This window comes from uncultured Xylophilus sp., from assembly GCA_913776965.1.
Taxonomy (GTDB): Bacteria; Pseudomonadota; Gammaproteobacteria; order Burkholderiales; family Burkholderiaceae_C; genus Xylophilus.
Genome location: CAJYQL010000045.1, coordinates 1 through 5,677, shown reverse-complemented (window position 1 = coordinate 5,677; position 5,677 = coordinate 1). Strand labels below are relative to the sequence as shown.

Here is a 5,677-nt window from a genome sequence, read left to right as displayed (position 1 = left end):
CCCGGGAAGAGCCGCATCATCATCTTGCGGTTTTCGAGCATGTAGCTCACGCCGCTCGGCACCCGGAGGTTGTCTTCCAGTACGTAGTACTCGCCGTTGCCCTGGGCGTCCGGCGCGCGGACGATGTCGATGCCGGCGATGTGCGAATAGATGTGGTTGGGCACGTCCACGCCCATCATCTCGGGGCGGAACTGGGCGTTCTGCAGGATCTGCTCGGCCGGCACGACGCCGGCGCGGATGATCTCCTGGTCGTGGTAAACGTCGTGCAGGAAGCGGTTCAGGGCGGTCACGCGCTGGACCAGGCCCTTCTGCATCTGCGCCCACTCGTGCGCGGGGATGATCCGCGGGATCAGATCGAACGGGATCAGCCGCTCGGTGCCGGAGCCGTCCTCGTCCTTCGCACCGTACACCGCGAAGGTGATGCCGACACGGCGGAAGATCATCTCCGCCTCCTCGCGCCGTGTCCGCATCATGTCGGCGGACTGGGCGTCGAGCCATTGGCCGTAGGTCTGGTAGTGGGGCCGCACCGCATCCGCACGGGGCGGCAGCGAGGCGTACATCTCGTCGAATTGCTGCATATAAGGGCCAATCTCCTGCCGCTGGAGGATAGCAATTTCCAGGCCGGCATCGTCCGCAAGCTGTAACGCGTCGGACGACGCTTGGCGTGTCGCCGATCCAACGTTCAGGTCGAGGATCAGGAGGGGCGGTGCTGCCAGTAGCGTGCCGCCGTCTGGCGCTCGCAGCGGACCACCGTGGGCGAGGCGCTCGACCAGCGGGCGGCACCGCAGGCGGGCGTGGCAAATACGGCGCTGCCCTGCGCGCGGTAGCGCGCCAGCGTCTCCGGCGCCGGGTGGCCGAACCGGTTGCGGTAGCCCGCTTGCACCATCACGACGGCCGGCGCGACCGCGGCCAGGAACGGCGTACTCGACGATCCCTTGCTGCCGTGGTGCGGGGACAGCAAGAGATGCGATGCCAGCGGGGCGCCGGCCGCGACCAGCGCGTCCTCCTGCTTGTGCTCGATGTCGCCGGTCAGCAGGGCGGACCCGCCGTCTTGGGCATCGATACGCAGGATGCAGCTCACTGCGTTGCTCTTCACGCTCCGCTCGTAGTCCTGCGGCTGCGGATGCAGCACCGTGAAGCGCACGCCGTCCCACTCCCACTGCTGGCCGGCGGTGCAACGGGTGACCGGGCGCAGCTGTTCCAGCGGATGGCCGCGCTCGACCGAGCTGATCAGCGTTGCCGCCGGCTGCTGTGCCAGGACCGCCGGCGCGCCGCCTGCATGGTCGCTGTCGCGGTGGCTGACGACCACGGTGTCGAGGCGAACCCCGAGCGACTGCAGCAGCGGCACCAGCACCCGCTGGCCGGCATCGCCGTCGGTGGCGTAGCGCGGGCCGGTGTCGTACAGCAGGGCGTGTTGCGCGGTGCGGACCAGCACGGCGCTGGCCTGGCCGACGTCGGCGGCGAGCAGTTCGACGCTGCCGGGCGCCGGCCGTGCGGACGGCCAGAGCAGCACCGGGATCAGCGGCGCCGCGCCCAGCAGGCGCAGCGCCGGCGGCACCCGCAGGCACAGCAGGCCACCGCCGAGCACCGCCGCACCGACCGGCGCGGCCGGCAGCGAAATAACCGCGCCCGGCCAGGCCGCCAGCACGGCCAGCCCGCCGGACAGGGCCTGCACCGCCAGCGCCGCTGCCGACCACAGCACCGGCGCCGCGATGCCGAGCAGCGCGAGCGGCGTCACCACCAGCGTGACCCAGGGGATCGCGACCAGGTTGGCCAGCAGCCCGACGGCCGACGTCTGGCCGAACAGCAGCAGCGTCAGCGGCGCCAGCGCCAGCGTGACGACGCACTGCTCGCGCAGCAGCCGGACCAGGTAAGATGAAAAACGACCTCCAACGCCCGTCCCGCCTGAGCGAGGTGCTCCTGAATCCGTAGCAAACAGCACACCGACGGCCACGAAGCTGAGCCAGAACCCCGCCTGCAGCAGGGCCCACGGATCGGCCAGGACGACTGCGGCGCAGGCCGCCAGCCAGATCGGCGGCCACGGCCAGTCGCGGCCGCTCAGGCGCAGGGCGGCGACGGTCGCCAGCATCAGCACCGTCCGCTGCGCGGGCAGGCCGCCGCCGCTGAACGTGGCGTAGGCCGCCGCCAGCAGCACGCCGCCGACCAGGGCGGCATGCGGGGCCGGCGCGGCCCGGCACAGCCGTGGCACCCGGCGCCACAGCCGACCGACCACCGCCGCCGCGATCCAGGCGAACATCGTCACATGCAGCCCCGAGATCGACATCAGGTGCGCGACGCCGGTCGTGCGGAACAGCTCCCAGTCGGCCCGGTCGATCGCGCGCTGGTCGCCGACGACCAGCGCGGCCACCACGCCGGCGGCCCGGCGGCGGGCGCTGATCGTGTCCGCGCTGTCCTCGGCTGCCGGCGCCAGGCGGGCGTAGATCGCGTCGCGTGTCGCCTGGCGTGCCTGTTCGACCGGGCGGTGCCACCCGGCCGCCGCCAGCCGCACCGGCGGCGGATCGCGCCGGCCGGCCCGCACGCTGCCCTGCGCCTGAATTCCCTGTTCCCAGGCCCACAGCTCGACATCGAAGCCGTGCGGATTGCGGGCTCCATGCGGCGCCTTCAAGCGGGCCGTCAGGCGCCACCGCTCGCCGGCGCGCAGGTCTGGCAAGCCGCTGCCCGCTCCGGTGGGCGAGCCGGCCGCGCCGGGATCGGCTGCGGCATACCAGCCGAGTTCGATCAGGGGCGGAAGGGCGACGGCGGTGCCGTCGGCCCGTGCGGCGGTGTCGACCGCCAGCCGGAACCGCAGGCCCAGCGCGGTGCGCTGGGGCATCGCGTCCACGGTGCCGGCGATCACGACATCCTGCCCCTCCAGCGCCAGCGATAGCGCCTGGCCCGCGAAATGCGCGGCGCGCACGCCGCAGAGGGCGAAGGCGGCGACCGCCACGGCCAATGCCTGCACCGCACGGGACGCAGCGGCTTTCCGTACCCGCGCCGGGCCGGCGATGCCAGCCGTCATCACCGCGAGCGCTGCAGCCAGCAGCCCGCCATACGCCGGCATCTGCCATAGCGCCGGCTGCAGCAGCTGCAGGCCGGTCCCTGCGAGGAACGCGAGGCACACCCGCGCTCCGCCGTCCAGCAGCCGCGGCGCCGCCGGATGCCGTGCGCGGTCGGGCGGCGGCGGGCAGGGCAGGGGCGATGCGAACATGGGCGGCGATGCTAAACGCGGCCTAGGACGACAGACGCGGGCGCATGTCTTGCTAGCATCCCATCGCCCCGCACCGCCCGGGCCCCGCGGCCGCACGCCCCCTTTTCCCCGAAAGCTTCGTCCATGTCGATCCACGCCGCCCTGCACCACGTCACCCATTACCGCTACGACCGCCCGGTGCTGCTCGGCCCGCAGGTGGTGCGCCTGCGGCCGGCGCCGCACTGCCGCAGCAACATCGTGTCGTATTCGCTCCGGGTCGAGCCGGCGCACCACTTCGTCAACTGGCAGCAGGACCCGTTCGCCAACTACCTGGCGCGGCTCGTCGTGCCGGAGCCGGTCACCGAGTTCAAGGTGACGGTGAACCTCGTCGCCGAGATGGCGGTCTACAACCCGTTCGATTTCTTCCTGGAGCCGGAGGCCGAGCGCTTCCCCTTCAACTACAGCCCGCAGCTCGCGGCCGAACTCGCGCCGTATCTGGTGCCGGACCTCGCCACGCCGCTGCTCGCGGCCTACCTGCAGAAGCTCGACCGCAGCGAGAAGCCGACGATCGACTTCCTGGTGTCGATCAACCAGCAGGTCCAGCAGGACGTGCGCTACCTGATCCGCATGGAGCCGGGCGTGCAGACGCCGGAGGAAACGCTGCAGCTCGGCTGCGGCTCCTGCCGCGACTCGACCTGGCTGATGGTCAACCTGATGCGCCACATGGGCCTGGCCGCACGCTTCGTCTCGGGTTACCTGATCCAGCTGACGCCGGACGTGAAGGCGCTCGACGGCCCGAGCGGCACGACGGTCGACTTCACCGATCTGCACGCCTGGTGCGAGGTCTACCTGCCGGGCGCCGGCTGGGTCGGCCTGGATGCCACGTCGGGCCTCCTGGCGGGCGAGGGGCACATCCCGCTCGCCTGCACGCCCAGCCCCGGCAGCGCCGCGCCGATAGAGGGCGTGCTGATGGGCCGCGCGGAAGTGGACTTCCGCCACGAGATGACGGTCAGCCGGGTGCACGAATCGCCCCGCGTGACCAAGCCGTACACCGATGGGCAGTGGGCCGACGTGCTCGCCCTCGGCCGCGCGGTGGATGCCGAACTGCAGGCCGGCGACGTCCGCCTGACCATGGGCGGCGAGCCGACCTTCGTCGCCACCGAGAACCGCGATGCGGCCGAATGGAACACCGCCGCGATGGGCCCGACCAAGCGGGCGCATGCGATGGCGCTGGTCGAACAGCTGCGCGCCGAATACGCGCCACAGGGCTTCCTGCACGTGGGGCAGGGCAAGTGGTACCCGGGCGAGCAGCTGCCGCGCTGGGCGATGGGCATCTACTGGCGCACCGACAGCAAGCCGGTCTGGGTCGACCAGAGCCTGCTCGCCGACGAGCGCCGCCCGACGCACTACACCACGGCCGATGCGGAGCGCTTCGTGCACCGGCTGGCGCAGGAGCTCGGCGTGAGCGACGCCTTCGTCGAGCCGGCCTACGAAGACGCGCTGTACTACCTGTGGCGCGAACGCAAGCTGCCGATGAACGTCGACGTGTTCGACTCGCGCCTCGGCGACGAGCTGGCCCGCGCCCAGCTGAGGCGCAGCTTCGACCGGGGCCTCGATGCCGTCACCGGCTACCTGCTGCCGCTGCAGGCCGGCCCGCGCGAGGAGCGACCGCTGGCGCCTGCCGGCGAGCCGATCCCGCCCGCGCCGCCGTCGGCGCTGCACGCCACCTGGGCGACCGGCCCGTGGTTCTTCCGCGATGGCCGGCTGTCGCTGATCCCGGGCGACTCGCCGATGGGCCTGCGCCTGCCGCTCGACTCGCTGCCGTGGATCAAGAACGAGGAGATTCCGTACCTGATCGAGGTCGACCCGACCGCGCCACGCGGCCCGCTCGGCGAACGCGCCGCCCGCGAACCGGGCGCACCCCGCCCGCCCGCCACCACCGCAGTGGCCAGGGAGCCGGCTCGCTTCGAATCCGCAGCCTGGACCACCCGCACCGGTCTGTGCGTGGAGGTGCGCGATCCGGCGCTCGCCAATGGCCCCGAGGCCGAGGCGGCCGCCGCCGCGACAGCGAAGAAGGAGGGCCGCAAGACCGGCATGCTCTACGTCTTCCTGCCGCCGCTCGCACACCTCGAGGACTACCTCGCGCTGCTGCAGGCGGTCGAGGCGACGGCTGCGGCGCTCGGTATGCAGGTGGTTCTCGAAGGCTATCCGCCGCCGCGCGATCCGCGCCTGCAGCTGCTGCAGGTCACCCCCGATCCGGGCGTGATCGAGGTCAACATCCAGCCGGCCGCCGACTGGGAGCAGCTGGTGTCGAACACCGAATTTCTCTACGAAGCCGCCTTCCGTTCCCGGCTGTCGGCCGAGAAATTCATGACCGACGGCCGCCACACCGGCACCGGCGGCGGCAACCACTTCGTGATGGGCGGCGCGACGCCGGCCGACAGCCCCTTCCTGCGCAAGCCCGAACTGCTGGCCAGCCTGATCCAGTAC

The 5,677-nt window shown here is 72.1% G+C and carries 3 protein-coding genes; 1 reads left to right on the top strand and 2 read right to left on the bottom strand.

The window, feature by feature from the left end; translation table 11 throughout:
- Together QZ500_RS06520 and QZ500_RS06515 are read right to left on the bottom strand one after the other, a co-directional pair.
- The coding region (locus QZ500_RS06520; protein ID WP_295852490.1) for a circularly permuted type 2 ATP-grasp protein at positions 1-578 on the bottom strand (578 nt) is incomplete at its 3' end.
- 116 nt (positions 579-694) lie between these two features.
- A complete protein-coding gene (locus QZ500_RS06515; RefSeq protein WP_295852493.1) occupies positions 695-3,061 on the bottom strand; it encodes a ComEC/Rec2 family competence protein in 2,367 nt (788 codons plus the stop codon).
- Positions 3,062-3,331: 270 nt separating this feature from the next.
- Between QZ500_RS06515 and QZ500_RS06510 the strand changes: the two genes are divergently transcribed.
- Positions 3,332-5,677, top strand: a 2,346-nt coding sequence (locus QZ500_RS06510; protein ID WP_295852487.1) for a transglutaminase family protein, incomplete at its 3' end; no start/stop codon positions are given.